At 48.7% G+C, this 25576-nt stretch carries 33 protein-coding genes and 1 pseudogene; 21 read left to right on the top strand and 13 right to left on the bottom strand.

The window, feature by feature from the left end; genetic code table 11:
- Nucleotides 1–2 precede the first annotated feature (2 nt).
- Nucleotides 3–674, top strand: coding sequence for a response regulator transcription factor (locus P397_RS0108820; RefSeq protein WP_028106229.1), 672 nt, complete (start codon nt 3–5; stop codon nt 672–674).
- The gene (locus tag P397_RS17585; protein WP_051523939.1) at nt 671–1990 is read left to right on the top strand and encodes a HAMP domain-containing sensor histidine kinase; all 1320 of its coding nucleotides are present in this window, start codon (nt 671–673) and stop codon (nt 1988–1990) included. The genes P397_RS0108820 and P397_RS17585 overlap by 4 nt, the downstream gene beginning before the upstream one ends.
- 9 nt (nt 1991–1999) lie before the next feature.
- Here P397_RS17585 and P397_RS17220 read toward each other — a convergent pair whose 3' ends face one another.
- The 3 genes from P397_RS17220 to P397_RS0108800 are packed head-to-tail and all read right to left on the bottom strand — an operon-like array spanning nt 2000 to nt 3992.
- On the bottom strand, nt 2000–2557 hold the full coding sequence (locus tag P397_RS17220; protein WP_051523937.1) for an AAA family ATPase: 558 nt from the start codon (nt 2555–2557) through the stop codon (nt 2000–2002).
- Complete coding sequence (locus tag P397_RS0108805; RefSeq protein ID WP_028106228.1) at nt 2554–2958, bottom strand: hypothetical protein; 405 nt, start codon at nt 2956–2958, stop codon at nt 2554–2556. The genes P397_RS17220 and P397_RS0108805 overlap by 4 nt, the downstream gene beginning before the upstream one ends.
- On the bottom strand, nt 2955–3992 hold the full coding sequence (locus P397_RS0108800) for a serine hydrolase domain-containing protein (protein ID WP_028106227.1): 1038 nt from the start codon (nt 3990–3992) through the stop codon (nt 2955–2957). Before P397_RS0108800 ends, P397_RS0108805 begins: the two co-directional genes overlap by 4 nt.
- A 155-nt stretch (nt 3993–4147) precedes the next feature.
- Here P397_RS0108800 and P397_RS0108795 point away from each other — a divergent pair, with 155 nt between their 5' ends.
- Nucleotides 4148–4672 (top strand): RNA polymerase sigma factor, encoded by a 525-nt coding sequence (locus P397_RS0108795; RefSeq protein WP_235183964.1) that lies wholly within the window; start codon nt 4148–4150, stop codon nt 4670–4672.
- Nucleotides 4669–5496, top strand: a complete 828-nt coding sequence (locus tag P397_RS0108790; RefSeq protein ID WP_028106225.1) for a hypothetical protein — start codon at nt 4669–4671, stop codon at nt 5494–5496. The genes P397_RS0108795 and P397_RS0108790 overlap by 4 nt, the downstream gene beginning before the upstream one ends.
- A 10-nt stretch (nt 5497–5506) precedes the next feature.
- On the opposite strand, the gene P397_RS0108785 is transcribed toward P397_RS0108790, so the two are convergent.
- Both P397_RS0108785 and P397_RS0108780 read right to left on the bottom strand, forming a co-directional pair.
- The gene (locus P397_RS0108785) at nt 5507–5902 is read right to left on the bottom strand and encodes a GNAT family N-acetyltransferase (protein ID WP_026832928.1); all 396 of its coding nucleotides are present in this window, start codon (nt 5900–5902) and stop codon (nt 5507–5509) included.
- The gene (locus P397_RS0108780; protein ID WP_028106224.1) at nt 5899–6582 is read right to left on the bottom strand and encodes an HAD family hydrolase; all 684 of its coding nucleotides are present in this window, start codon (nt 6580–6582) and stop codon (nt 5899–5901) included. The genes P397_RS0108785 and P397_RS0108780 overlap by 4 nt, the downstream gene beginning before the upstream one ends.
- Nucleotides 6583–6732: 150 nt before the next feature.
- Here P397_RS0108780 and P397_RS0108775 point away from each other — a divergent pair, with 150 nt between their 5' ends.
- Nucleotides 6733–7626 carry an alpha/beta fold hydrolase gene (locus tag P397_RS0108775; protein ID WP_051523935.1) on the top strand — a complete coding sequence of 298 codons (894 nt, stop codon included), beginning with the start codon at nt 6733–6735 and terminating at the stop codon, nt 7624–7626.
- Nucleotides 7627–7628: 2 nt separating this feature from the next.
- Complete coding sequence (locus P397_RS17215) at nt 7629–8315, top strand: alpha/beta fold hydrolase (protein WP_051523933.1); 687 nt, start codon at nt 7629–7631, stop codon at nt 8313–8315.
- Here the strand turns inward: P397_RS17215 and P397_RS0108765 are convergent.
- The 4 genes from P397_RS0108765 to P397_RS0108750 form a co-directional block, all read right to left on the bottom strand.
- The gene (locus P397_RS0108765) at nt 8304–9203 is read right to left on the bottom strand and encodes a sensor domain-containing diguanylate cyclase (protein ID WP_028106222.1); all 900 of its coding nucleotides are present in this window, start codon (nt 9201–9203) and stop codon (nt 8304–8306) included. The genes P397_RS17215 and P397_RS0108765 overlap by 12 nt on opposite strands.
- A gap of 308 nt (nt 9204–9511) precedes the next feature.
- On the bottom strand, nt 9512–10279 hold the full coding sequence (locus P397_RS0108760) for an ABC transporter permease (protein ID WP_028106221.1): 768 nt from the start codon (nt 10277–10279) through the stop codon (nt 9512–9514).
- Entirely contained in the window at nt 10276–11166 is an 891-nt protein-coding gene (locus tag P397_RS0108755) for an ABC transporter ATP-binding protein (RefSeq protein ID WP_028106220.1), read from the bottom strand. Before P397_RS0108755 ends, P397_RS0108760 begins: the two co-directional genes overlap by 4 nt.
- Nucleotides 11153–11392 carry a PLD nuclease N-terminal domain-containing protein gene (locus P397_RS0108750; protein ID WP_026832923.1) on the bottom strand — a complete coding sequence of 80 codons (240 nt, stop codon included), beginning with the start codon at nt 11390–11392 and terminating at the stop codon, nt 11153–11155. Before P397_RS0108750 ends, P397_RS0108755 begins: the two co-directional genes overlap by 14 nt.
- A 181-nt stretch (nt 11393–11573) precedes the next feature.
- Between P397_RS0108750 and P397_RS0108745 the strand changes: the two genes are divergently transcribed.
- Together P397_RS0108745 and P397_RS0108740 are read left to right on the top strand one after the other, a co-directional pair.
- Nucleotides 11574–12044, top strand: coding sequence for a DUF7878 domain-containing protein (locus tag P397_RS0108745; RefSeq protein WP_026832922.1), 471 nt, complete (start codon nt 11574–11576; stop codon nt 12042–12044).
- An 81-nt stretch (nt 12045–12125) separates the two neighbouring features.
- Entirely contained in the window at nt 12126–12644 is a 519-nt protein-coding gene (locus P397_RS0108740; RefSeq protein WP_026832921.1) for a helix-turn-helix domain-containing protein, read from the top strand.
- A 78-nt stretch (nt 12645–12722) separates the two neighbouring features.
- Here P397_RS0108740 and P397_RS0108735 read toward each other — a convergent pair whose 3' ends face one another.
- The 3 genes from P397_RS0108735 to P397_RS0108725 all read right to left on the bottom strand — a co-directional run bounded on the left by P397_RS0108735 (nt 12723) and on the right by P397_RS0108725 (nt 14728).
- Complete coding sequence (locus P397_RS0108735) at nt 12723–13253, bottom strand: DUF4256 domain-containing protein (RefSeq protein WP_028106219.1); 531 nt, start codon at nt 13251–13253, stop codon at nt 12723–12725.
- A 59-nt stretch (nt 13254–13312) separates the two neighbouring features.
- On the bottom strand, nt 13313–13855 hold the full coding sequence (locus tag P397_RS0108730) for a recombinase family protein (RefSeq protein ID WP_028106218.1): 543 nt from the start codon (nt 13853–13855) through the stop codon (nt 13313–13315).
- A gap of 246 nt (nt 13856–14101) precedes the next feature.
- Complete coding sequence (locus P397_RS0108725; protein ID WP_028106217.1) at nt 14102–14728, bottom strand: NAD(P)-dependent oxidoreductase; 627 nt, start codon at nt 14726–14728, stop codon at nt 14102–14104.
- A 128-nt stretch (nt 14729–14856) separates the two neighbouring features.
- On the opposite strand from P397_RS0108725, the gene P397_RS0108720 reads away from it, so the two are divergent.
- The 4 genes from P397_RS0108720 (at nt 14857) to P397_RS0108705 (ending at nt 17562) form a co-directional block, all read left to right on the top strand.
- On the top strand, nt 14857–15273 hold the full coding sequence (locus tag P397_RS0108720) for an Rrf2 family transcriptional regulator (RefSeq protein WP_028106216.1): 417 nt from the start codon (nt 14857–14859) through the stop codon (nt 15271–15273).
- A 52-nt stretch (nt 15274–15325) separates the two neighbouring features.
- A complete protein-coding gene (locus P397_RS0108715; protein ID WP_026832916.1) occupies nt 15326–15724 on the top strand; it encodes a hypothetical protein in 399 nt (132 codons plus the stop codon).
- A 92-nt stretch (nt 15725–15816) separates the two neighbouring features.
- On the top strand, nt 15817–16509 hold the full coding sequence (locus P397_RS0108710; RefSeq protein WP_026832915.1) for an ABC transporter ATP-binding protein: 693 nt from the start codon (nt 15817–15819) through the stop codon (nt 16507–16509).
- Between the two features lie 63 nt (nt 16510–16572).
- Nucleotides 16573–17562, top strand: coding sequence for an LLM class flavin-dependent oxidoreductase (locus P397_RS0108705; protein WP_028106215.1), 990 nt, complete (start codon nt 16573–16575; stop codon nt 17560–17562).
- 46 nt (nt 17563–17608) lie between these two features.
- On the opposite strand, the gene P397_RS0108700 is transcribed toward P397_RS0108705, so the two are convergent.
- Entirely contained in the window at nt 17609–18337 is a 729-nt protein-coding gene (locus P397_RS0108700; protein WP_026832913.1) for an SDR family oxidoreductase, read from the bottom strand.
- Between the two features lie 108 nt (nt 18338–18445).
- Here P397_RS0108700 and P397_RS0108695 point away from each other — a divergent pair, with 108 nt between their 5' ends.
- The 9 genes and pseudogenes from P397_RS0108695 to P397_RS0108655 all read left to right on the top strand — a co-directional run bounded on the left by P397_RS0108695 (nt 18446) and on the right by P397_RS0108655 (nt 25574).
- Nucleotides 18446–18886 (top strand): hypothetical protein, encoded by a 441-nt coding sequence (locus P397_RS0108695; RefSeq protein ID WP_028106214.1) that lies wholly within the window; start codon nt 18446–18448, stop codon nt 18884–18886.
- Nucleotides 18887–19173: 287 nt separating this feature from the next.
- Nucleotides 19174–19716, top strand: coding sequence for an alkaline shock response membrane anchor protein AmaP (gene amaP / locus P397_RS0108690; RefSeq protein ID WP_028106213.1), 543 nt, complete (start codon nt 19174–19176; stop codon nt 19714–19716).
- Nucleotides 19717–19730: 14 nt separating this feature from the next.
- Nucleotides 19731–19937, top strand: a complete 207-nt coding sequence (locus P397_RS0108685; protein ID WP_026832910.1) for a DUF2273 domain-containing protein — start codon at nt 19731–19733, stop codon at nt 19935–19937.
- 45 nt (nt 19938–19982) lie between these two features.
- Nucleotides 19983–20423, top strand: a complete 441-nt coding sequence (locus P397_RS0108680) for an Asp23/Gls24 family envelope stress response protein (RefSeq protein WP_028106212.1) — start codon at nt 19983–19985, stop codon at nt 20421–20423.
- A 159-nt stretch (nt 20424–20582) separates the two neighbouring features.
- Nucleotides 20583–21045, top strand: a pseudogene (locus tag P397_RS17210) (SDR family oxidoreductase).
- Nucleotides 21046–21254: 209 nt separating this feature from the next.
- A complete protein-coding gene (locus tag P397_RS0108670) occupies nt 21255–22169 on the top strand; it encodes a methyl-accepting chemotaxis protein (RefSeq protein WP_235183962.1) in 915 nt (304 codons plus the stop codon).
- 157 nt (nt 22170–22326) lie between these two features.
- On the top strand, nt 22327–23850 hold the full coding sequence (nikA, locus tag P397_RS0108665; protein WP_035414122.1) for a nickel ABC transporter substrate-binding protein: 1524 nt from the start codon (nt 22327–22329) through the stop codon (nt 23848–23850).
- 1 nt (nt 23851) lies between these two features.
- Nucleotides 23852–24790 (top strand): ABC transporter permease, encoded by a 939-nt coding sequence (locus P397_RS0108660; RefSeq protein ID WP_028106210.1) that lies wholly within the window; start codon nt 23852–23854, stop codon nt 24788–24790.
- Between the two features lie 28 nt (nt 24791–24818).
- Nucleotides 24819–25574: an ABC transporter permease gene (locus P397_RS0108655; RefSeq protein ID WP_051523928.1), complete on the top strand. Its 756-nt coding sequence runs from the start codon at nt 24819–24821 to the stop codon at nt 25572–25574.
- Nucleotides 25575–25576 lie beyond the last annotated feature (2 nt).

Here is a 25576-nt window from a genome sequence, read left to right as displayed (position 1 = left end):
GGATGGTTACCATCCTGATTGCAGAAGATGATCCACATGTCCGGTACCTGTTAGGAGAGACTTTACGTACGGCAGGATTCCGGACGATCGAAGCCGCAGACGGAGCACAAGCGCTTGCCTGCTTTGACGAACAACACATCGATCTGCTTGTCACGGACGTCATGATGCCGCAAGTCTCAGGCATCGAACTCGTCCATGCGTTGCGGCAAGCCGGGTATGATCTGCCAATTTTGATGCTGACGGTCCTTGATACGTTTGCTGATAAGGAAGCGGGATTCGTGACCGGCGTCGATGATTATCTGGTCAAGCCGGTTGATCTTGATGAATGGCTGTTACGGATTCATGCTTTGCTTCGGCGATCCAAAATCGTCGCGACGCAGGAACTTGTCGTGAAGACGTTGACGTTACGGATGCGGGATGCGACCGTCGTCACACCGGACGGCGAACTGACGTTACCGCAAAAGGAATTTCAATTGCTCTATCGTCTGTTGTCCCAACCGAAACAGATTTTCACACGCCAACAGTTAATGGATGAGATTTGGGGATATGATGTTGAAAGTGACAGCCGGACAGTTGATGTCCATGTCAAACGGTTACGGGATAAATTTAATCAGTATGAAGTCTTTACAATCGAGACGGTCTGGGGACTCGGCTACAAAGGGGTCGTGTTATGAAGCCGTTTTTCCAGTCAATCTCCGGTCGGTTTTTCCTCATCTTGTTTGGCTTGCTGCTGTTGCCGTTATTGATTCCGCTTGGGGCAACGTTTTTTTTTCAATTCGATTCGGTCCGCCAAGGTGTCGCACAACAACTGGCGGAACGGACGGGTACCGTCGAACGGTTGATGGTCGAACAAGAACTGTCCTTCGCTTCAGCCAGCCGCTACGTCGAACAATCGGTGATTGAGACGACGGAAGTCTCGGCCGATCGTTTACAAACCATGGTTTCACTGTCTGAAACTGAAACAGAGACGCTTCGCCGGAACGGAGAAGTGGCTGTCGCCGGAACCTTTTCGGAGCGTCCGCTTCATATTCGGCAGGTCGGCGAACGTTACTTGATGGCGACACCGAACCCGGACCAGGACCTTGTCTCAAGTATTCGCAACTCGTCCTTGTTTGGAATCGGTCTGACGATTGCCGTCGCCTTTTTCCTGACCTGGTTTGCCGTCCGGCTCGTGACCCGACGGATCAAACGGATCAGTGAAGCCGCTGTTGAAGTGACGCAAGGCAACTACGACATTCAGATTCCGGATCAGGGGAGTGATGAAGTCGCGAACTTGATTCAGAACTTTAACCAGATGACCGTCGCCTTGCAACGAAACGAATATTTGGCAAAAGATTTGGCGGCGGCGATTTCCCATGAACTGAAGACACCGATCGCCTCGATCCATGGGTTCAGCCGGTTACTGGCACAGCCCGGTCTTCCGGAAGACAAGCAACAGCATTACATCCGGATCATCGGACAGGAAAGTGACCGTCTGTCCCGCCTGACCTCGAATCTTGTCCGGTTATCGCGGCTCGATCATCAGTCAATCATCCAGCGGAAAGCCTATCGTTTTGATGAACAGGTCCGTCATGCTTTGCTGTTACTGGAATCCCAGTGGACAGACAAACATCTGATCCTCGATCTCGAGTTGGCGGAAGTGACGGTCGTCTGGGAAGAGGAACTGATGCAACAGGTTTTACTCAATCTTCTGCAAAATGCGGTTTATTTCTCACCGGTAAACGGCGTCCTGTCGATTCGGCTGACACAAGCAACGGATGTGACGTTGACCATCACCGATCAAGGAAAAGGCATTTCGGCGGCGGAGCTCCCATTCGTGTTTGACCGTTTTTATCAGGGCGAAACCTCACGGACAACGGATGGTCACGGACTTGGCTTGTCGATTGTCAAACGAATCGTCGAATTACACGGCGGTGCGGTGACTCTTGACAGCACACCCGGTCAAGAAACGTCTGCCCGGATTCAAATACCACAAAAAGGACCTGCTTGAGCCGTTTGCTCAAACAGGTCCTTTCGACGCTTTCTCATTTATGAACCAGGCAGTGTCCTGCAGAAAAGACTCGATGTCGGTTTGCGTGCGGATCCGGATCACCTGATCCGCCTCATCCGGTTCAGGACGTTCCAATCGTTGACGGGACAAGATCTGCCGGTAATCTTCTGCACCGCGGATTTCCGCACGATCCTTTATGGAAGCGTCAACCCGCGCCAACAGAACTTCTTCGGCAAGGTCAAAGTGAACGAGAATCGTTCGGTACTGATCCTTTGGAAACTGTTGTAAAAAGCGGATGCGCTGTTTTTTTGACAGATTGGCATTGCAGACAATCAGATGCAGGTCAGACTGACGACGGGCATGTTCGACAATCGTGTCCGTCAGTTGATGTTTTAAGTGGTTTGGACCGTCGAGCGGTAACAATTTTTGATAATGGGTGTTCAGGAAACGGGCATGCACGTCTTGATCGATAACAAGAAACGATGGGTACAACCGGGACAAGCGGTCGGCAAACGTTGATTTTCCGGCATGTGTCTTGCCGACGGTCAGAAGAACGATCCGCCTCATCGGACTGTCCGCTCAGCCATCGCGTCGAGGATGGTCCGGACCCAGTCCTCAGTTTGACCGAAGCACGGTCTGACATCACCGATATGATAAAACGTGCTCGCTTCCGAACCGGTCCAACTCGTCGAATCGAGCATACAAAGGAAAACCGGAATCCGGTTGGCAAGGGCAATCCCGAGCTCGACGTGGCTGCCTTTTCCGGCAGGGAGTACTAAAATCAAGCAATCGCTCGCCTGGACGGCATCGAGTTCCAGCTGTCCGATCCGTTGCAGGGCAGCCGGCATATCGACCCGTTCCGATTGTGTCCAGTCGTACGTCAGGTGATGACCTTGCTTGATCAGTCGGTCGTTTATGAATTGGACGTCTTCGATGTTGCGGAAGCTGCTTGCCGTGTAAAAATTCATGAACGCTCCTCCTTTGCACACTTGAACAACGTTTCTTCGACAGCCTTGCTGATCGTGTAGGCACCTTTTGACTGATTGCATAAGACAGAAACAATCGTAGCATCATGCGGATAGTAGGCGGAGTGGCAGCTGACGCCCGGATCATAACCCATGATGTGGTATTTCCAGACGTCTCCGGCACTGGTCAGCTCGAGCCAGACACCGTATCCATACCCCGACGTTTCCCGTTCCGTCACATGTGGTTGGAAGAGCAGTTCAGTGAAGGATTGGGACAGGAGAGTGTGGCTCATCAAGGCCTGCCAAAAGCGTTCTAAGTCATCCACTGTCACAAACGCTCCACCATCAGGTCCACCGATGACCGGCAACGCGTATTGATTCGTCCGCCACGATCCAGCGGTCTGATCGATGTATCCGATTGCCGTATCCTCAGGCAAGGCGTCAAAGGAAAAATAACCCGATCGCTTCATCTGCGCCCGGTCAAAGATATGGTGTTGGATGAACTCGGGGAAGGATTGACCACTGATGGTTTCAATCAAGATGCCTAACAAGACATAACCGAAGTTGTTGTATTGAAAACGGACACCTGCCTCGTTGACACGGGGACGGTTGCCGACCAATTGCAGAAAATCACGTGGTGTGCGCAATCGGTACATTGGAAATGTCGTAAACAGCTCTTCGAAGTCATCCATCGTCTCTTCGTCAAAATAGTCGACGATTCCGGACGTATGTGTCAACAAGTGATGAATCGTCACGCCCTGCAAATCGATGCCGTCCAACACAAGAAAGCTCGACACTTCGTCTTCTAACGCCAGTTGATTGTTTTCGACCAACCGAAGAATCGCGACAGCTGTGAACAGCTTGCATCCTGAAGCGATCCCGAACCGGGTCGAATGTTGATTCGGAATGTTGTATGTCCGGTTGGCGTAACCATGTGCCGTTGCCAGTAACGGTTGTTCCGATTGTGTTACGCGTACCGTTCCGGAAATCTCATGCTGGCGCATGAGTGCTGTGATATTTTGTTGCCATGTCGGCATATGAATCATCCTTTCATTTTACGTATCGTATGTCCTATCAGCGTAACGAACTTTTCATGACAAGAAAAGAAAATTTACATAATTTTGATTTTTTTGAAACCAAATGGAACAATCCAGAGTCTAACGGTTAGAAGGGAAAGGAGGGAGGAAGGGTGTTGCGTAAAAAAATAGCAGGCACTTGGACGGATGAAATGTTCTTGACTGCTTTGTATGCAGAAGAACAATACATCTATCGGATATCTTATGTGTACTTGAAACAGGAGCAAGAAGCACTCGAAAACGTTCAGGAAGTCGCTTTCCGCGCCTGGAAATACCGAACGTCTTTAAAAGAGGTCTCGTATTTCAAGACCTGGCTGACCCGGATCACAATCAACTCGGCCTTGCGCCTGTTAAAAAAACATCAACAACTGACGTTGACATATGAGGACACAGGGGCTGTCGACGATATCGAAAGTTCCTCCTTTGAGAATCTGGTCGTCGATCAACTTTATCTGGCGGACTTGCTCGAACGACTTGAGGTCAATGAACGGTCGTTACTGCTCTTGCGATACCAAGCCGATTATTCCTTTCAGGAAATCGCTGACTTGCTCGATATTCCGATCAGTACGGTGAAAAGTACGTTATACCGGACAATTCAAAAACTGCAACGGCACCAAATGAAAGGAGGAGAATCCGGATGAAACAGCAACTTGAGACCGTGTTCAAAGACATTCCCGTACCGGATACCGTTCACGCCCGGATGGAGCAGGGGCTCCGCCGGAAAAAACGGAGGCATCGTTTACCGCAACTGATTTTGGCAGCTAGCCTGCTGATCGGTCTGTTGCAATATGACCGGATCGACTCCTGGATCCAGCCGCCGATCGACCAATCGACCGCCTCGATGCTGCCCGGACTCGTCTATCAGGAGCAGATGTATATCCAGGCGGACACGACAATCAGCGGACAGGCAGTGTCTCAACTGCGCGGTCGGAAGTTAGGGACGTCCGAAAACACGTTGACTGAAGAAAACGAAACGATTTTTTCAAAACAGCCCTTCGCCTCGAACCTGACAGACTATACGATTTACGAGCTACAAGGATATGCCCCTTCCATCCGACTGCTCGCAATCGGTCAGGAGGACGGGCAACGAATCGTCCGGATACTTGATCAAACGACCTTTCGACCGGACTATTTCCGACACCTTCGTCTCGATCAAACGATCACGGACATCAGCTATCAGACCGAACGGACGCGGGATTCGGAGCGGAAAGCGTCGCTTGCGCCGTCCGCCTCCTGGACGAATCTGTTGACTGGTCTAAGTACGGCAACGCCACTGGCCGACTCCGAACTGCCATCCAGCATTCAGAACGATCCGGAGTTGCGGATGGTTGACGTGACACTGGCAGACGGGGTCACGAATCAGTTTCAATTAATTAAGGGGGGCTATCTTTTTTACGAACCGATACATGCTTATTTTGATGTGAAGGGAACCGCATTTGAAACCGTTTGGGCGGAAATGCATTAGGCGAACCGCATCACTCAAACGATTTCCGGAAACCATAAAACGGACGAAATGCCTGACCCCGGTAAAAACTTTCCGAGCTGCTTGAGGCGAGAACTTCGATCCGGGTCGTCGGATACCGGTCATGAAGACGGGCGAACAGCTGTTGAGCCAGACCTTGGCCACGGAAATCGGCATCAATCAGTAATTCACAGATGTATAACGTGACCTGAGTGTCTGTCATTCCACGGACATAACCGATGACCTCCCCCGCATGTTCAACGACAAGCGCAGCGTTTGAGTGTTGCCAAGCGAGTTGGGTCCGTTCATGGAGACGGACGAGCTGGGTCCAGCCTTCCGCAGCATTTAAGCGCTGAATGGCGGGGAAGTCCTGATCTTGGTACGGGCGGATCTGATAGGCGGTTGTCATGAGCGTGACCTTCTTTCTAAGTTAAGTTGGATGAGCAAGGGTTCGAGTTCCGACCAGTCGTTCACCGTGTAGGAAGACGGACTGGCAACAACCGGATGATCTGTTTTTAAGATACCCGTCATCCCGACTGCTTCTGCTCCTTGGATATCGTGAAGCGGATGATCCCCGATATACAAAACATTTTCCGGGGCAAGCTCCCAGTGGATCAAAGGACGTAAGAACAGTTCAGGGTTCGGTTTGGAAAGACCCACTTCTTCCGAAATCAAGATCGGGTCAAAAAATGTCTGCAATTGATGGTGGTTGATGACGGCACGTTGCACGTCGCTCCGACCGTTCGTGATGAGCCCGAGCCGACAGGACACGCGCAGCTGCTCCAACATGTGACGTGCCTCAGGGAACAGCACACTCGTCTTTGCAAACTCGGAGACGTAGTCGTGCAACAACTCGGACACGGTGACACCCTCAAGGTGTAAGTGGACGATTAATTGTTGATAGACGATATCCTTCCACACGTGACCGTTTTGATCCAGTGCCAGAAAAAGGTGTTGGTACAGATCAAGCGGACAAGTCGAACGCGGGGCAATTCGCTTGGCGTGTTGGACGGCCAAAAAGCGTCGTAGCGAAGTGGTGCGATCGAGTAACGTCCCATCGAGATCAAATAAAACAGCCGAGATGGTCATGGACACGCAACTCCTACTCATTATGTATATTTCAATTACCGTATTATTATTCTAAATTATTTAAAGAAAACAAAAAGGATATCCTTAACTTTTACAGAACACCAGTAGGACTGCCTGTTTTATCGACAACGACACGAAAGGAGATCTGATATGCGTACAAAAGTGTCTTCTTTGCATCAAGTACAATACTTGGATACAGGCACAACCGGGACACCCATCGTGATTTTGACCGGAATGGGGTGTTCGTATGAAGAATGGTATGAGATCGTTCAAACATTGCGACCAACCAACCGGATTCTCAGCTTCCACCGGCATTCCTGGCAGGAAGGTGACGGGATTCACCGGACAAGTCACGCGGTTCAACAACTGCAAAGGCTCTTGACCCATTGCAACGTAGACGAACCAATTCTCTTGATCGGTCACTCCTATGGCGGATTGATTGCCCAAGAGTTCGCAATCCGATATCCCGATCAGGTAAAAGGGTTGCTTTTGGTCGATTCGACGTCAGTTGATTTACACGAACTTGATGACCTCGATACACCCGTGCTCGATACTCTGTCGTCGGATGCCACCTGGATTGAACAATGCCGGCGTTATGCAACACAAACAAGCGACCAGCTGCGTCTGTTGATCCACCCGGCATTGACGCCGGCGCAACAACGCTTACCGGAAACGGTTCAGTCAGCGCTGCTCGATTTCCAACTCGATCCTGCCCTCTATACGATGATGGCGACAGAAGTCACGCACTGGAAAACGGATGCGGCACGGATTCGGACGGACAATTTCCCGGAAGTGCCACTGATCGTCCTCGGTCGGGACAAGGAGCAAAGCATTTCAGACGGAATCGAAGACGGGTTACCGGAACACGAACTCCGCCGACTAGAAGAAACGTGGCATCGATTGATTGCACAACAAGCCAAGTTGACAGCAACAGCTGAATTAATCTTCGCTCCAACAGCAGGTCATGCGATTCACTTGGACCGGCCGGATCTCGTCATCGCGGCGATTCGAACGCTTGACCAACACCAAATAAAGGATGTGTGACGATGAAACGGATCTATTTTTTACACGGCTTCATGGGAACAGGACAAACCCATTTCGAACAACAAATCGCTTATTTCAAGAAAGAATATGACATCATCGTGATGGATTTACCCGGACATGGTACGTCAGAAGATGCAGCAGCCGTGGAATACATCGAGCAGGCGACGGTCAGTCTGATCAACCGCATCCGCGAAACCGGACCCGGTCATCTCGTCGGTCTGTCTCTTGGGGCGTCACTCGCGATTCAAGTCGCACTGAAAGCACCGGAGTTGGTTGGTGGAATCATCTTGACCGGATATACACCGGTCGTACCGGAAGAACTTACGGACGTCATGGCACAACAATACACTTACTTTCTCGACATCAAACAACATGAGCCGTTGATTGCCGCTCAGTTCGAAGACTTGCACGGGACACGTTGGCAAGAGACGATGCAACGTGTGTTGCATCAGATGACGTTCCGTTATCCTACCATGACCAAACAATCGTTACAGCATCTGCAAGCTCCCGTCTTCATTTTAAACGGCATGGTGCAAGAGCATGAGGTCACCGGTGCATCTCGCTTCCAACGCGAGTATCCCAACACACAGATTCATTTGATTCCAGATGCCGGCCATACCGCGAACCTCGATCAGCCCGATCTGTTTAACCACCACTTGAACCGGGTGTTGCAACAGTCAAACGAGTAATTTCGTCGTCTGTTTATCCCTGTACATCGCCTGATCCGCTTTTCGGAGGACATCTGCGAGATCGGTTGTCGCCGGATTGTAGGCAAATCCGATCGCGACCGACAACTCGTGTTTGATGAATTCGGAGCGCAACTGTTCGACCAAGAGCAGGCAATCCTGCTCCGCATGATCCCGGCAAATGATGACAAACTCATCGCCGCCGAGGCGGTACGCTTCAAACGCACACCGTGACAGACAAAGCGCGGTCTGTTGCAACAAGGCATCTCCAGCGACGTGGCCAAATCGGTCATTGATCTGTTTGAGGTCATTGAGATCCAGCGCGATGACACCGAGCCGGACAGGGGATGCTTGCATCATTTCTTTGAGTAATCCATCGAAGGTATGCCGGTTCAAGAGACCCGTCAACGGATCTTGCCGGTACAGTTGCTCGAGTTCCCGTTGTTTGGTTTTTGCCGCGTCCATATTGCGGATGACGCCCTGAACGGCAACGAGTTCACCTTGTTCGTAAATCGGTGTCGTGTACTCTTCAAACCAGGTGTACGTCCCGTCGTTTGTCCGCCAACGTTGGGTGAACGGTTCCTCGTAATTGCAGTTACCGGATAATTTAGACATCAGGATTTCGACGTCCTCCGGATGAATTCGGTCGAAACACTCTGACGGGTCGGCATAACTCGCTTTTACCGTTCCGGCACCGATATGGTCATCCAGTGAAGGACTGATGTAGCGAAACCGATAGACGGGCTTCACCTCGAAGATATACATGATGTCTTTGGAATGGTTGCCAAAGGTAGAAATAGTCGATTGGACAGGTGACACCGGCTTAACTTTTTTGAAGAGCCATCGACAAAGTAATGTAATCCCAATTCCAATCGTAATGCCTGCCCACAACAAAGATGCTCACCTGCCTTATGTACATTGATTTGATTCACTAAAAGATCTATATCCTAACAACAAATGGAACGCTGATCCATGAGACACAATAAATTATAACAAACCACCTGACTATTATATACATAAAATGGAATTTCACTCACTTTAACGGGCGATGAAAAATATATGTAAAAACGGTACTCGGAATCTCCGGTACCGTTTTTACATATATCTTCTACTCACTGCTTTAGTCGAGAGTACGTTTGGCTAGCAGTATTCTTCATATTGCAATTCGCCAACTCACTTGATCGTTTCACCTGAACTGATTAAAATTTATTGAATTTTGCGCCAGCCCAACTGATATTCAGTACCGTTAACATTAGACAAATGAAGACACTTACGTAGTTCAATTCATGGAGATCAAGTAACTGATGCTCGGCCAGCGTCAAGATCTTTGCTGGGACAATCTGAGATAATGCATGGCTAAAATTTTTAGTGAAGATCCAAAAAAATGCAAAAGTAATGGTTAGGATAGCAATCAGAATTTGATTTTTAACAAACGTGCTGATTAAAATCACTAGACTGATAAGGTAAAGAATCCACAGACTGTACAATACTAAAAAACCGAGTAGCTTCAGAAAAGAAAACGTCCCAAACAAATAAACGGTGTATAGATAAGAAACAAGTACTCCGACTGAAATAGAGAACATGCTAATCAACCAATGACCAATTAATTTTGAATAAAGATAACTGTACAAGGAAACCGGTCGAGTCAATATAAAGTCTTGCATACCACTGTTACGATCTGTTGCAATCAGACCCATAAAGCTGATAATTAAAATGATCAGACCGATTTGATTGAATTGACCGGAGATGGTCGATAAAAAGACGTCTGTTGCGTTGGGTACTTGTCTGTTTGGATCAATAACAATTCCAGCTGTGTCACCAATATGATTAAGAATGACGTCCATATACTTATTAATGAGCGGTTGCGTGACACCGAGAGTGCTGAAAAACAAGGTTAACCAAATAAATTTATATTCCTTCAATGCTTCTGCCAGTTCAGCTCGCACGAGAATAAAAAGATTATTCATATCTCTGACACCATCTCAATAAATACTTGTTCTAAGTCCTTTTGGTGAAATCCAATTGTGATAACCTCTATAGATTGAGCCGTACATGCCTTAATGACGTTCTTTAAAACGAATTCTTTATCACCGGATAAAAGAATGGTGTGCGGAGATAGGAATTGCACAGATTCAAAGTCAGAATGCATCTTAAGTCGATCAATGTTTTTCATATCCTTAACCTGTAATAAAACCTTTCTCCGATCGACATGTTGCAATTGACTGTTGATATTACCGATGACCTGTCCATTCTTCATGATGATGTATCGATCACAAATTTCGCCGGTATCATCTAAAATATGCGTCGAAATAAGAATGGTGGTATGCAACTTGAGACGCTCCATTAGTTTTTTCATTTCATTTCTGCCAATCGGATCGAGGGAAGACATTGGTTCATCCAAAATAAGAAGACGCGGATTGTGTAAAATCGCTTGAGCGACTCCCAGTCGTTGTTTCATTCCACCCGATAACTGTTCGACCTTAAAATGATCCTTACCGAAAAGGCCGACTTCTTCCAAAAGTGTAGGAATTCTTTTTTGTACTAGTTTTTTTTCAAGACCTGACAGTTGCCCGAAAAACAGTAAAGATTCACGACAAGTCATCCACGCTTTAAAATCCGTGTATTGAGAGAGATAACCAATATCCTTTTTGTGCTGTTCAATAGGTTGGGAATCCATTCGTATACTGCCGTTTTCGTATGATAAAATTCCTGTCATGCATTTTATAAGTGTCGTTTTACCTGCGCCATTAGGACCGATTAAACCGACACATTCATTTTCTGCAATCGATAGATTGATTCCCTTTAAGATTTTTCTGTTCTCCAGCGTCTTATGGAGATTATCAATTATGATCATCACGAATCACTCTCCTTCCAACTATCAAATACGCGATGGGACCAACTGTCTGCATGCATACGATGACAACTAACCAGACGTATGGTGCAGCAATATGTTTTTTTCGTTTAAACCAGTCCAAAAGAGCAATGCCAATCAATAAAAAATTAAACAGGAGAATTGGGAGGATTAAAGGGAAAATCTGATGCCAATCGATTTCCAACAAAACAGTTACATCTGTATTCATATAGTCACCTCTTTCTATTATCATTATCGATAATGATAATTTATAAGTCAATCCTATTTTTTCCTTTCATGAAAATGATAAATTAAATTCCGAACATCCATGGGCATGTGGTATGTTCACTAATAAGGAACTATAAGACAAAGGAAAAACGCCAGAAAATCGATAGGAAGGATGATGAAATATGGTCGTGATTCCTGATTCAATCCTATTTTCTTATACTTTTATCAGCCGCCCCAACGAACTTTCGAAACAATCGGCTAGAGATGTTTCAGCGATTCTCTCGATTGAAGCATGGTTTGTGATTCAAATAAATCAAATCGCTTATTTAAACATATCGGTTCCGATTTTGGAGTTATACAAAGCATTGTATCGTTGGAAAGAACAGGTGAAACCCACTAACGTTCCAGAGTTTCATTACTATTCCGTCGAGCATGATGATAAGGATGGAGCCATCCTGTCCATGTTGCCTTTTTCTAGTCGAGGAAGAATCACATCCATCTGGGGAGAGGTAGATGTATATAACGTGCTGCCTCTAAATGACTTGGTTGTCGCTTTATTCCGATTGGAGAACGATTTAAAATCGGACATTGAAACTTATTTTGGCATCAAGTTGGATCATTTTATTCAAAACATTCCCTATAGAATGAACTGAGCTTACGAATGGGATCTTCTCGTAAAATGACAATAAAAAAAGAAGTATCGTTTACTATGATGTGTAAGGGGATAAAATTCGATGGATTTTGATTTATTTAAAAACCAGGTAAGATTTAAAATCGCGTTGGAGTTGATTGACCGTGACGAAGGATTGTCGATCATGCAACTCCACAAGTTGCTCAAAGAAATTCCACAAGCCACTCTGTATCGGCATGTAAACTCGATGATCGAGGATTCTTTACTAAAAATTGTTGGAAATCAACGTGTTGGAAAAGTAGAGGAAAAGATATATGCCTTGAATACAACAGGCTACAGAATCAAAGAAGAGGACTGGACTTCTGCAACGTACACGGAAAAAGCCAATTTCATATCCTTCTACTTTGTGTATATCTTACAGAATTATAAAAACTATCATGACAATAGCGTGAAGGAGGGATTACAAGACAAATCAACGTTTTCGTTAGTTAAACTGAATTTACCTGATGAATCATTTAATGAGTTTCAATCCGAACTCCGGTCACTGATGGAAAAGTACCATCAGTTATCAGGAGACAACGAAGATCAAGAGAGAGTGGTATCGCTGGTGATCGTTCCGTAATCACAATTAGTTGTTAGACATAAACAGACAAAAGAGTATAATCTACCAGAATAAAAGTAGACGATACTCTTTAGAACGTTAAAACGTCAGATACGTCCGAAAACCGCGATTCGCATAATACGAGTCCGCCCCGTTGTGATAAGTGAAGACGTTGCCGTACCGTCGGTCACAAAAGAGGGCGCCGCCTTGCATGCGGATGGACTCCGGAGTCTCGATCCAGCTCGACGTCTTCAGGTCAAACGCCCCAACCGTCTGCAAATGACGGTAGTGGTCTTCCGTTAAGACGACCACACCATACTCGCTTGCTGTCGCCACGGCGCTGCCGAGCGGTTTATTTTTCTTCCGTTTTTCCAGTGCTTCGTTGTCGTAACATAAGCTGCGCCGTCCGGTTGGACTCTCTTCCGCGCAGTCGACATACAGCCACTGACCGTCCGGCATGACCACCACATCCGGTTCGCCGCCGGTCTGTTCCATCCAGTCGAGTGCACGAAGACGGTCGTCTGTCAGCTCGGCTTCAACCGTTGACCAGGTAAGCGCCGGGTGGCGGTCCGGATAGCGGGTGAAGCGGTCGTGTAACGTTTTTCGTAAGTCCTCATACTCCTTCGGCATGTTCCTGCTCCTCTCATATGGGACAAACCCCCTCGTACTGAAGTACAAGGGGGACGTCGTCATTGTTCCAAATACCGGTACAACGTACTTTTACTGATACCGGTCTTTTCACGGATATCGGCTAAACTGTATTGCTTGCTTTGATACATCTCAATCGCCCGTTTGACGTTTTCGTCCGGTTTACGCGGTCGTCCCGTCTGTTTGCCGAGTTCCTTTGCTTTTGATAAGCCTTCGCGTGTCGTCATGCTGACGACATCACTCTGCAGCGCGACGAGGTGCTGGACGATTTCGCGAAACGAATGGGGCAAGGCTTGACGGGTGTCGATGTTTTCCCGGATTGACCATAAAAACGCCTGTTTGCTGTCAAGAAGGTCTAAAATTTCGATGAGATGCCGGGATGAATCGGCCAATACATACAAGTGAGAGACAAGCAGGACATCCCCTTGCGCTAAATCCTCCAATGTTTGATCGAGAACGTGACGCCGTTTGGAAGAACTGTGGTCTTCTCTCCTCGTGTCATCGACCTCATACGTTCCGAGTATTGCCGCCTGTTTCTCACAAGCCGGATCTTCAAAAAATGGTCGCATATAGCCAATAATCATGTTTTTCTCCTCACTGAAATCATAATACACCAAAAAACTATTCAGACAGAAAGTGCCAAAATAGTTCCTTTTTAGGGAAGATAGGTGCTACGTTGAACGAACTTCATACGATATTTAACGATCGGTCACTTCCTAGTATAAGGGAAATCAGAGATGGATGAAAGGAAAGGGGACGATCTCCGTCACCTGAACGCTGATTTTACGAGTCACAAAAACCCCCACCATTTCCTGCAGGTGGGGGGAGCGTCATTTCGAGACGATTGAAATGCGTTGTTGGTCGTGACGGTGGTGTTCGACTTCATCCGCTACAGCAACCGCATAATCCCGGTAACTGACGTAACTCTCTCCGGCACTATTCAACGTCAAGACATCATGTGCCAGCTGGTATTGACCGGTCCGTTCACCGTCCGGATCAAAGAAGGCAGCCGGACTGATAAAGGTCCAGTGCAGGTCCGTCGTTTGTTGTAAGTCTTCCAAATTCTTCGCCTGATTTTTTGCAGTCGGCAGATACGCGTCGGGAAACTCCGGTGTATCCGCCAGTTGGATTGTTTGTTCCGGATCGACATAGAGACTGCCGGCTCCACCGACGACAAGCAAACGGGTTCGTGTCCCTTGCAGCTGTTTAATCAGATGCTGTCCCAGTTCGACGTGCTGTTGTTCTTGTCCCGGTGCGGCACCAAAGGCATTAATGACGACATCAAAACCCGATAAGTCGTCCTTTGATAAGGCAAAGGCATCTTTTTCAAGGACCGTCTCATGATTCGTCCGCGCTGCATTCCGGACGATTGCCGTCAAGGCATGACCTCGTCCTGCCAGTTCTTCCAACAGAACACGACCGGCTTTTCCGTTGGCTCCAATAATCGCAATCTTCATTACAAACGCCTCCTTAAGGAATATGTAGCTGATACATGTAATTATTTTAGTTACAGAAATTACGGTTGTCAAGGAAATTGACATTAAAGGTCGTCCTTATTAAACTAGAAGCATTGGTGGTGAAACAGATGATTAACAGTCGATTAGCCGTTTCCGTTCATATTTTGTCGTTGATTGCGTCCCACCCGGATCAAGCTATGTCTTCCGAATTCATCGCCGGAAGTGTCAATACGAATCCGGTCGTCATTCGGCGATTGACGGGCTCGTTGCGGCAAGCCGGACTGCTCGCGACGACAGCAGGAAAGTCTGGAGCGATGTTGACGAAACGTCCGGAAGAGATCACATTGTTGATGATTTACCGGGCGGTCGAATCCAAGGATAACTTGTTTTCGATCCACGAACACCCGAATCCGGCCTGTCCCGTCGGTCGAAATATCCAATCGACGCTCGACAACACCTTTATGCGGGCGCAACGGGCACTCGAAGCCGAACTTGAAGCCGAAACATTGGCCGATGTCATGCACCATCTTGCTCAGGCAAGATGATGTCTGCCGGACTTTTTTGTAATCGTTTCCATAGGAGAGGAGAAACACTATCATGCGTCTGGTCAGTTATTCAGCCGTCAGTGCGATTGGTTCCTTTTTATTGTTCACGGCATACGCCTTTGTGACGACGATCGAAAATGAATTTTTATACCAATTCGGAACGTTTGCGACGACGTTGTTTACGTTTGCGATTGGTCTTCCGATGCTGTTCATTACAAGGCACTATCCATTGTCCTTACGTCTCTTGATCTATCTGACAGCAGGTGTCTTCACGATTCTGTTGTTCATCGGCTTTTATGATTACTTTGGTCAGATGTCGTTTGTTGAATCAAGAAGCAACCTCGGGGGCATCATTCGGTTCGCGACACTTGCCTGTTTGTTTTACATCGTCCCGTACGAATGGTTGTATCTCAAAAAACGTTCGTCGAATCATCCGTCGATGTCTTCTTAAAAGACCTTCCGTAAAAGAAGGTCTTTTTTTGCAGGATTTTCCAAGTAAAAGGAGAATTATGTAGACATCCCAGTACGACAAGGAGGACAAACATGCAAGATTCATTCATTTGCCAACAGATCGGAAAGTCGTTTACCGGAGACGGTATCGAAACACATGCCTTGACGGACATCAACCTGACCCTCGAAGCAGGTGATTTCATCTCGATCATCGGTCCATCCGGCTCAGGTAAGTCAACCTTACTCAGCTTGATCGGGACACTCGACCGGCCGACGAACGGAACGTTATCGTACGGTGACCAATCGATTCATCACTTGAAGAGTCGGGAACTGTCCGATTTCCGGTTTGAGAACGTCGGCTTCATTTTCCAACAGTTTCATCTGATTCCGACCTTGACGGCGCTCGAAAACGTCATGGCGCCCTTATTCGGACGAAAGGTGACGTATGATAAAAAGGAACGGGCGCTATCGCTTCTCGAAAAAGTGGGGCTGGCGGATAAAGCCGGTTCGCTGCCGTCCCAATTATCCGGCGGACAACAACAACGTGTCGCGGTTGCCCGTGCTTTGGTCCATGAGCCGAAATGGTTACTCGCTGACGAACCGACCGGCAATCTGGATACGGAAACCGGCGAGATCATCTTTAACCTGTTACGGAGTCTGAATGAAGAGAAGGGGTGCGGCGTCTTGTTCGTCACCCATGATCCGGCACTTGCAGAGCGGGCGAACCGGAAAATCGAAATGCGGGACGGATTGATCATCGAAGACCGCCGGCTAGTCCGCACGTAACGAGACCTCCTTTTTGAATTCAGCGTGGCGACGGCTTACACTAAGGTGTGAGGAGGCGATCAGATGCGCTTAGGAATTTTAGATCAAGTCCCGTTACATGAAGGTGATACGATTGAACAGACGATGGAAATGACGCAACAATTGGTCATCGAGGCGGAACGCCTCGGCTATGAACGCTACTGGTTTGCCGAACACCATAATACCAATGGTCTGCTGAGCGCGGCTCCGGAACTGTTCATCGCCCGGATGGGGGCCGTGACGTCACGGATCAAACTCGGATCCGGTGGTGTTTTACTGCCGCAATACCGTCCGTTAAAAATCGCCGAGACGTTTTCGACGTTAGCCGCCTTTTATCCGAACCGGATTGAGCTGGGGATCGGCAATTCACCGGGTGGCAGTGAACGGACACGGCGCGCATTGACGGACGGAGCGGACAACGAGGCAGCCGCATTTCCGAGGCTGCTTGACGAAGTCAACGGCTTTTTGACGGATTCCTTGTCGTCGCGCCATCCGTACCGGATCGTCAAGACGACGCCCCGTATCACAGATGAGCTTCCGCTCTCCGTTCTCGGGTTGTCTCCGCGCAGTGCGAAGCTTGCCGCCGAACGGGGACACGGTCTCGTCTTTGGTCACTTCATCAATCCCGACCGCTGGGAAGAAACGTTACAGACTTACCGCGCCGAATTCGTCGCCGTCGACGGGCGTCAACCAAACGTCATCGTCTGCGTCTTCGTCATCTGTGCCGAGACGGAACAAGAGGCGGAACGATTGGCGCGGACACAGGATGCCTGGATACAAGGAATCCGTCTTGGTCATTCGATCGTCCCGTCCTTTATGACGACGGACACGAAACGGTGGAACGCGGAACAACAACAACGGATTGAGCATGACCGCCGGCGAACGATCGTCGGGACACCGGAGCAGGTGGCGACGGAATTGCGGCAACTGGCAATCCGGTATCAAACCGATCAGTTTTTGTTGATCAACAACGCCTTTGACCAACAAAAACGGCTCCGATCCTATCAGTTGATTGCGGAGCAGTTGCTCGACTAAACGAAAAAACACCGGCTCCAGACCGGAGACGGTGTTTTTGTGCGACTTATTGTTGCGCTGTCGGACGAATCAAGATTTCGTTGACCGCAACATCGTCCGGCTCATTGACGGCGTAGGCGATGGCACGAGCAATCGCATCCGCATCCATTGCTTTTAAGTCGCCAATCCCTTGTTTGATCTCTTCATCGGTGATGTGATCCTTCAATTCCGTATCGACGGCTCCAGGTGAGATGATTGTCGCCCGAATGTTGTTTTCGACCGATTCTTCTTTTCTGAGACCTTCCGTAATCGCACGGACGGCAAATTTTGTCCCGCTGTAGACGGCGCTTGACGGCATGACGTCGTGTCCGGCAATCGACGAGATGTTGATGATATGTCCGCGTTGTTGCTTACGCATATACGGCAAGACGGCACCGATTCCGTACAAGACACCTTTGATGTTGACGTCCACCATCGTGTTCCACTCGTCCTGTTTGTTTTTATTCAACTTCGACAACGGCATTAAACCGGCATTGTTGACGAGAACGTCAACCGAACCAAATGTGTCTTGTGCCAGTTTGGCAAGTTCTTCGACTTGTGCCGAATCCGTTACATCGGTCACTTGGTAAACGGCTTTTCCACCGAGCTCTTCAATTTCTTTTTGTAATGTTTGCAGTCGATCTTCCCGGCGTGCTGCGAGGACAAGACGTGCTCCTTGTTTCGCCAGTAACTTAGCCGTAGCTTCCCCGATTCCGCTTGATGCACCTGTAATGATGACGACTTTGTTTTCAACCATGAAAAAAACCTCCTACATATTTTTTGACTCAACCCTAAAAGTATTAACCTGTTTTCGATACAAGCAAACCTCTGACGAACAGTTCGGGGTCGGAAAGGACTAAAAAAGATGCGAAAAGGATTGTGGATCGGTCTTTTAGTGATAGTGGGCTTGATTTTATTTTTTGAACCGTTTCGTGTTTCACCACCGGAACCGGACGTGTCCGTTCAACGGAAAGACATCGAGGTGACGAGTGGATCCTATTGTTGGAACGGTCTCTTCATCAGTCAATGTGCCGATACCGTTTATTCAACACCGCTTGAAATGACGGCAAAACATACACCGACGGTCGTCGAACCGGGAGCAACGATCGAGGTCGCCTTTAACGACGGTCCGTCGCCTGAACGTATCAAAAGCGAACGCTGGCTGGAAGACGGAACAAACAAAACGGTTCAACTGAAAAACGAACGATTGACCGTACCGAACAAACCAGGTCGCTACATCTACCATATCTACGGGTGGTGGAAGCAAGGTGATGGAAACGTCGCGTTCATTGTCGAAGTAAAATGATATTGACAGTTATTTTTGAATATGATAGTCAACTTAAAGTATTAAGGTTTATGAAAGTTCCTTCCTCTATTTCAGATGAAAGGAGCTTTTTTTATCAAATATAGTAGATTAAACACTGGATTAGCGTGAACTCAATGCTAAATTTTCAGAATAATAGAACTTTATTAAAATGCGGAAATAAATGTTTTGAGGTCTAGTGAACGGGAATAAACACATCATACACATAATATTTCAGCTAGCGAAAGTCTTGTGTGAAAGAAATTTACAACCTAAAAGGAGAGATGAAGATGAATGGGTTCAATCGTTTTTTACTCGTTCTCATCGGTCTACTTGGGTTAGTGAGCGTCGCCCTGCTCGTACTCGGCGTTTATGACGTTCCTCGCCTCAGCCCGTTACTCGAACAATGGCAAGATCAACAATGGTACAGCTACACGGTTCTCTCGATTGGTGGATTTTTAGCTTTCGTATTCGTCATTCTCTTATTCACGGGATTACTCAGCCGCTCGAAAGGTCAACGGTTGTTGATCCGGACAGGAGACGGCAACATCACGATTTCGAAAGAGACGATTGAACGGACCGCACTCGAATCGATTCGGGGACTCAATGGTGTAAGAACCCCAAGCGTCCGGGCCGATATTCACTCGAAAAAAGAGACGGTTGCCTTAACGGTGGACTGCTCGGTCTTTGGTCAAGAAGGATTACCAACGATCGGCAAAGAGATTCAAGAGCGGGCAAAACATGCCGTTGAATCCCTGCTTGAACTGCCGGTAACGAGTACAAAAGTCAAAATCAGTGATACCAAAACCAAAACGTCAGAACGTGTCGTCTAAAGGAGGGAATGAACATGAGTACGAAAGAACAACTCTATCCGTATCGGTTTCGCTTAATCGGCGGTCTTGTTGGACTCGTGATTGCGGTTCTGTTCCTGACGATCGGGTTCGGACCAACGCTGTTGCTCCTTGTGTTTACCGCCATCGGTTTTCTGATTGGGAAATGGCGCGACGGAGCACTCGATATTGAAGGATGGATTCAGTTCTTTAACCGGGACTGATTCATATAAATACACTTACACTTTATTCAAAAGGAGAGATTTCAAATGGCAAACGAATCATTAAACACGACTGGACAAAATGAAGAGGTACGTACAAACAAATTGACGTTCGAAGATCAGGTCATCAAAAAAATCGCCGGGATTGCTTCAAACGAAGTACAGGGCATCTTATCGATGAGTGGTGGATTCATGAGCGGTTTGACAGATCGTCTCCGCAGCACAGAAGACATCACAAAAGGAGTCGGCGCTGAAGTCGGCGAGCGGCAAGTGGCGCTTGACCTCCGTGTCATCGTCGAATACGGCAAAAACATCCCGTCCATCTTCCAGGAAACCGTCACTAAAATCAAAAAAGCGATTGGTGATATGACAGGTCTTGAAGTCGTCGAAGTCAATATGCACGTCGAAGACGTCATGACGCGGGCCGAGTTTGATGCGAAAAGTAAAAACGAACAGGCAGAAGAAAAAACAAGCCGTGAATTAAAATAAACCAAGACGTATTACCAGAAACCCGGTCATGGGTTTCTGGTTTTTTTTTGTTCAGCCGAGGGAATATTCGTCGAATTGCGTGAAGCAACATGACTTTTCAAACCAAAAACGGGAAAAGAAGAAGGAAAGGGTGAATCCAATCGGAAAGGATGAGGAATCATGCGTGTATCGGGAAAAGTCATTATCGTCACCGGAGCCGCTTCCGGAATGGGAAAAGCCATGGCGGAGTTGTTTGCAGCAGAAGGAGCACATGTCGTCGTTTCGGACATTCATTACGCGGGGGCACAAGAAGTCGCTGAAGCGATCACGAAAAACGGCGGAACGGCAATCGCCATCGAAACATGCCGTCGTCGGATTGACCAAAAACACGGCCTATCTCTATGCAAACGAAGGAATCCGTTGTAACGGGATTGCGCCGGGAGCGGTCGAGACGAACATCGGGCAATCGATGACCAACATCAACGACTTCGGAATGGGACGGACGATGCTCGGGATGGGCTTAAATCCACGAACAGCCCAACCCGAAGAAATTGCCAAGCTGGCACTGTTCCTCGTGTCGGAAGAAAGCAGCTTCGTCAATGGAGCGATTGTCGTTGCCGACGGCGGTTGGAGCGCTTATTAAAGAATTGTCCTCAGGTTCCCTTGCAGGGGACCTTTTTTAATGAAGCCTTACGATGCCATGACCCGAGAGGCCTTACAAAATCTCTGAATACTAATAAATTATTTACTGGATTACAGTTTAAAATGGAAGGAATTAGACAATACAAGGGATAATAAGACAGTGTAAGCATTATTGCTGACAAGCGAGTCGAACTTTAGGGAGGGACAGGTATGTCGATGCAAGATCAAGCAACTCAAGTCACGGATACACAAGTCGTTCGTGCCATCGAACAAAACTTAGCCATCATTCGTTTTGATGACCGGCGCAAAGTCGCCTATGTCAACGAGCTGTTTGCCCGAACGATGGGATACGAAGTCAACGAGTTAATCGGTAAGTACCATCGTGATCTCTGTTTCCCCGAATACACAGGCAGTCCGGCATATGAGATGTTTTGGCGGAAGTTGATGCAAGGCATCACCTATCAAGATAAAATCGAACGAAAGGCTGCCGATGGACAACATAAGTGGCTCGAAGCGACTTATATGCCAATCTTCTCCGACGACGGGCGGCGTGTCGTCGGTGTGTCAAAAATCGCCACCGACATCACGGTCCGGCAACAGGACGTGTTGCGGATGGCTCAGGAATTAAATGAAACCTCAGCTTTCTTGACCATTAAGTCAGAAAGCGGCCGCCAAGACGGCTTAAATGTCCTCGCGACCGTCCAGCAAGTCGAAGCGGAATCAACCGAAAATTTGGCAAATCTCGTGCAGCTCCAGGCGGAAGCCGATTCGATCACCGACATCGTCAAGACGATTCGGGAAATCGCCGCCCAGACGAACCTCCTTGCCTTGAATGCTGCCATCGAAGCGGCACGGGCGGGTGAACACGGACGTGGATTTAACGTCGTCGCAACCGAAGTCAGGAATTTGTCGAATAAGGTCTCCCAGTCGATTGGAGAGGTGAAAGAGAACATCGAAGGCATCGTCAAACGGATTGAAGCCGTTTCGACGAGCATCGAGCGGATTTCGTCCAAGGTCAAGACGAGCAGCGGACAACTTGAACAGACCGTCAACGAATTTGACCTGTTGGCCGAGTCCGCCAAACAACTTGAACGGCAAGCCAAGGACTTTGTCCGCGTCTTGTAAAATGAACAGTATACAATTAATAATCCCTTTCACGTATCTTTTTTAACAGGAAGATCTGAAAGGGATTTTTTGTTCATGGTTAAAAGAGTGTTGTTAAATCGGAATGATTACGATATGATGTAAAACGTAATTATTCCGAAATAGAGGTGAAACACAAATGTTTACATATAAAAAGTGGTCACGACAGACGTTCGTGACCGTCGCCATCGGTACGGCATTACTCAGTGGATGCAGTCCGGCAACCGATTCCCCGAAAGATCAGCACTTGACGTTCGTCTATAATTTCGCGACGTTATCCCTCGATCCGCATCGTGACAGCAGTTACGTCCCGTTACGGGCAGGCGTGACGGAGACCTTGGTTCGTCTGGACGACGACAAGCTGACGGTCGAGCCGTGGCTTGCCAAAAGCTGGACGAATGAGAGTCAGACCGTTTGGCGTATCGTTTTACAAGAAGACATCCAATTTCAAAACGGGGAGCCGCTTGATGCTGCCGCCGTCAAAGCTTCACTGGAGCGGTCAATCCGTGAGAATGCGGGCGTCAAAAACGCTCTAAATATCAAATCCATCACCGTCGACGGCGCGGATCTGCTGATCGAGACCCAGACGGTTTATCCCGAGTTCATCTCGGAACTGGTCAATCCGAACACGGCCATCATTGATATCGATGCGAAACGGATTGATACACAACCCGTTGGCACCGGTCCGTTTGCCGTCAGCAACTTCTCTCCCGGGACAAAAGTTGATTTGACACGGTTTGACGGATACTGGGGTGAGCGGGCCAAACTGGAGAGCGTTGATTTTTTATTCAACGAGGACGCCGGGGCACGAACGATGGCGTTGCAGTCCGGACAAGCCGATGTCGTCTATCGACCGGAAGTCGAATCCGTCGATCAGCTGAAGAACAAAGGACTGACGGTCGAGGCGGTGGAGACGTTCCGTGTCCATCAACTGACGATGAACGTCTCGAACGGACCGATGCAGTCGTTACCCGTTCGCCAAGCCATCGATGCGTTAGTTGACCGGGACGAGTTGGTCGATCACGTCCTGCAAGGATATGCGACGGTCGCGACCGGTCCGTTCATCCAGTCGTTTCCGTTTGCACCGACATACGAAAAACAGACACAACGGACGGCTGTCTCTTACTTAAAGCAGGCGGGCTATACGTTACAGGACGGTCAAATGCAAAAAAACGGTCAACCGTTGACGTTGACGTTGCTGACCTACTCGGCACGACCGGATTTACCGTTGATTGCCCAAGTTTTGCAGGATGACGCGAAGAAAATCGGAGTAACGATCAAGATCAAACAGATTGACGTGCCGGAAGAATACATGGGCAGTCACCGGGACTGGGATCTTGCGACCTACAGCAATTTAACGGCACCGCGGGGAGATGCCGGGTATTACTTGCATGCGACGTATCATCCGCAGGGGGGATTGAACTTTAGTGGTGTCAACGATCCGTCACTGACACGACAGCTTGATCGTCTGAAGCGAACCGTCAAGCCTACAGAACGAAATGTCCTCGCTGAACAGATTGCCCGCGAGGTTGATGCCAAGCAATTGAACAGCTTTTTACTCCATCCGTCGACGCTCGTCGCCTACGACAAAACTCACGTCAAAGGCTGGAAAACGGAAAAAAGCGAATACTACATGATCACGAATCAGCTCGAGGTACGGTAAGATGGGACGTCTCTTCGTCCGTCAAACAGGGGAAGCCCTGTTTTTTCTGTTTTTCATGACCTTCGGCAGTTTTGCGCTTTTACGCTTCTTACCGGGGGATCCGGTCTTGACGTTGCTCAATATCGACGAATTAAGTGCGTCACCGGAACAAATCGAGACGGTCCGCCGGGAACTCGGTTTTCACGAACCGTTGCTGGCCCAGTACATCGACTGGCTGAGCCGGGTCGGTCGACTCGATCTCGGGGAATCGTTCATGACCGGACGGCCGGTTTTATTGATGTTGGGAGAAAGTTACCGGGCAACCTTTGAAATCGCCGGAAGCGGCTTGGTGCTTGCCCTGCTTCTCGCCGTACCGCTCGGAACATGGAGTGCCTGTTCCAACCGACACGTCGTCCGACTGACTGCTGACGGTGTGTCCCTGATCGGTGCGGCTGTCCCGAGCTTTTGGATCGGACTCGTCTTGACCGATTGGTTTGCCATCCGTCTGCCGTGGTTACCCGTCATGGGGCGGGACGGGGTATTATCCATCGTCTTGCCGGCTGTCTCGCTCAGTTTGGCGTTAGCCAGTATCTACATCCAGCTGTTACGGGTTAATTTACAGACGGAACTCGCAAAAGAGTACATTCAGATTGCCCGTGCCCGCGGGCTCTCCGAACAGACGATTTTTTGGAAATACGCCTTTCGCGGGAGTCTGCCTCCGGTCCTCGCCGTCTTTACCTTATCGCTCGGCAGCCTGGCCGGTGGCGTCGTCGTGCTCGAAGTCCTGTTCGCCTATCCGGGCGTCGGGAAATTGATGGTCGACGCCGTCTTGCAACGGGATTATCCGCTGATTCAAGGGTATATCCTGCTGACGACGGCCATCATCGTGGCGCTGAACGTGATCATGCGACTGGTGACGCAACATCTGCGTCCCGATTGGCGGGGAGGTGGCATGAGATGAAAAGCGGCTGCTTTGGTTCATCTTCAGCGTGTGGATCGGGATTCTGCTGATCTATCTCGGCACCCACTCGCCTTACACGACGGACGTCACGCAACGCCTCGCATCGAGCTCGATGCAGCATTGGCTCGGGACGGATGCCCTGGGACGTGACTTTCTGGCCCGCTTGATTCTGGCGGGAGTGATTTCTTTTTTGTTCAGTGGGGTGACCGTGTTGTTGACGGCAACCGTCGGAACGGTTCTCGGATTGTTCGCCGGTTATTACGGCGGTCTGTTGAAACGGATCATTCACCGGATCGAAGAAAGTCTGATCATCTTCCCGGATACGGTGCTCGCTCTCGTCTTGGCGGGTTTGTTAGGTGCCGGAATCAACAGTCTTGTCCTGGCCATCTTATTGATCAAATGGGTGTCCTATGCCCGGCTCACGGAAACAATCGTCTCGTCGACGAAACAATCCGAGTACATTTGGATGGCACGGGTCAACGGATTATCGGATGCGATGATCGTCCGGCGCCATCTGTTATGGACCGTCCTGCGGCAAGTCCGTGTGTTGATGAGTGTCGACATCGGGAAAATCATCTTATTTTTGTCCGCCTTCTCCTACATCGGCTTGGGTGTCCAGCCTCCCGTACCCGAATGGGGAGCGATGTTAAATGAAGCCCGTCCGTATTTTCAGGCGGCGCCCCGATTCATGATCTGGCCCGGATTATGTATCGTCCTGACGGTCAGTGCTTCGATGTGGTGGAACCGCCGTCTGCAACAGCAGACGGCAAAGAAAGGAGTATGAAC

Origin of the sequence: Exiguobacterium undae DSM 14481 (genome assembly GCF_000620805.1) — a bacterium.
Classification (GTDB): Bacteria; Bacillota; Bacilli; order Exiguobacteriales; family Exiguobacteriaceae; genus Exiguobacterium_A; species Exiguobacterium_A undae.
Note: the sequence above shows the minus strand (reverse complement) of the source record. Positions and strands in the feature narration are given on the sequence as shown.